Origin of the sequence: Streptomyces similanensis (assembly GCF_039543625.1) — a bacterium.
Taxonomy (GTDB): domain Bacteria; phylum Actinomycetota; class Actinomycetes; order Streptomycetales; family Streptomycetaceae; genus Streptomyces; species Streptomyces similanensis.
In genome coordinates, this window is sequence record NZ_BAABKC010000050.1 from 1 (window position 1) to 1,723 (window position 1,723).

Consider the following 1,723-nt stretch of genomic DNA (forward strand, 5'->3'; position numbering starts at 1 on the left):
GTCTGGACTCCTCTCGTGAGACCCATCTGACCTGCTGTCACCTTTCCCCGCATCTCGGGGGAACCTCAGTCCGCCACTCGGTACGTCCGCAGGAAACCGCAGGCAAGAGCTGTGCACCCGGGTCGACTCGCTCCCGCAGTCCGGGCATGCCGCCCCCCGCCGTACTGCAGAGGTCGATGCGTATCGCCTCGTGACTAACGTCCAGCGACAGCACCGACACGTCCGCGATGGACGGTAACAGCAGGCCCTCCAGGCGGGGCGACATCTCTTCCACGACGCCGCACTGTCAACCACACCAAGATCGGCCCTGATCATTTTCAGGCAACTTCCTGAAGCCTGATCGGAGCACCAGCCGTAACTCAGCGTGCGCGCATCACGGAAAGCGAGCCAGAACCACAACCCGTGAACAAAGCCAGCAGGCATCCGCCGCAGCATGGGCCGGGTCGGCTCGAGCTATGACAACGCCCTCGCCGAGTCGTTCTTCCAAGGCCTCAAGCGCGAGTTGCTCCACGGTCGCCGTTGGACTTCGAAGGCACGGACCCGGCTGGAGCTGTTCCGCTGGCTGTCGTACTACAACCGGCGCCGTCGCCATTCCGCGCTCAGCTACCTCACACCAGCCGAGTTCGAACAGCAACTGATCACGACACATACGCTGTCACTCGTCGCATGAAACCCGGTGTCCACTTTCGGGGATCAGCCTCACCCGACCGGTACCCCTACGCCACGGGCAAGCACACACTGCACCGGGCCACATGCCGTGAGATCGAGCTGTCCGTCGGCCACGTCCCGGGGGGACGACTCCATCTGGATGCAGGGCGCGCTGACGACGCTCGCCCACGAAGGCACCACCAACTCCGGGTGGGCGACGCACAAGCGGATGATGGAGTCCGGCGAGGCGGCGGCCTGGGTGCCGAGCGCATCGGCCCGCGAGGCGGCATCCGATACCGCCTGTGCCGGATCTGCATGCCCCAGCTTCCCGTGGCCGACTGACCCGCCGCAGCCGGCTTGACGTTTTCCGGGTCTTCAAAGTTGAGCGGTGCGGAGGTGTCCGCGGGCTCGGCGGGTGGTGACACAGCGTGTGCGTAGGCGTTGGTCCTCTGCGTTGCGGAAGCCGAAGGCGTTGCGGGCCACGAGCTTGATCACGCGGTTGATGCCCTCGCTCTTGGCGTTGCTGTGGCCGGTGTCGAGGAACGCGGTGATCTCCGCCCACCACCGGTCCACGGTCACGGCCAGCCGGACGACCTCGGGGATGTCCGAATCCGCGCAACAGGTGAGGAACTTCCATCGGGCATGGCCGACTTGGTGCCGGTCGGCGCCGGTCCGGGCCAGGGCGAGGAGATTGCGCAGGCTCTCCTTCGCGATCCACGCAGTCAGCAGCGTCTGCCCGATCTGCCCCTCGCCCAGCAGTGGGTTCCACATTGTCGCGAACTGCTCATCGGTGAGGTCCTCGCGGTTGCGCAGGAGACGTCGTCTGGCTTTCCACTCCGGGTCGCTGGCGCGTCCGCGTCGTCCACGGGCCTCGGCGGTGGTGCGGCGCCGGAGTGTGGAGAGCATTTTGTTGGCGAGCTGGACGACGTGGAAGTGGTCGACCACGACGGAGGCGTCGGGCAGGCCGGTGCGGATCGCGGCGCGGTAAGTGGCCGACATGTCGATGTGAGGTTCCCCCGAGATGCGGGGAAAGGTGACAGCAGGTCAGATGGGTCTCACGAGAGGAGTCCAGACG

The 1,723-nt window shown here is 66.1% G+C and carries 1 protein-coding gene and 1 pseudogene; one reads left to right on the forward strand and one right to left on the reverse strand.

Annotated features, from left to right (window positions below):
* Positions 1 to 418: 418 nt before the first annotated feature.
* Positions 419 to 670: pseudogene (locus ABEB07_RS18500) on the forward strand (integrase core domain-containing protein); the annotation flags it as partial.
* Positions 671 to 1,023: 353 nt separating this feature from the next.
* On the opposite strand, the gene ABEB07_RS18505 reads toward ABEB07_RS18500, so the two are convergent.
* Entirely contained in the window at positions 1,024 to 1,647 is a 624-nt protein-coding gene (locus tag ABEB07_RS18505; protein ID WP_345669356.1) for a transposase, read from the reverse strand.
* Positions 1,648 to 1,723 lie beyond the last annotated feature (76 nt).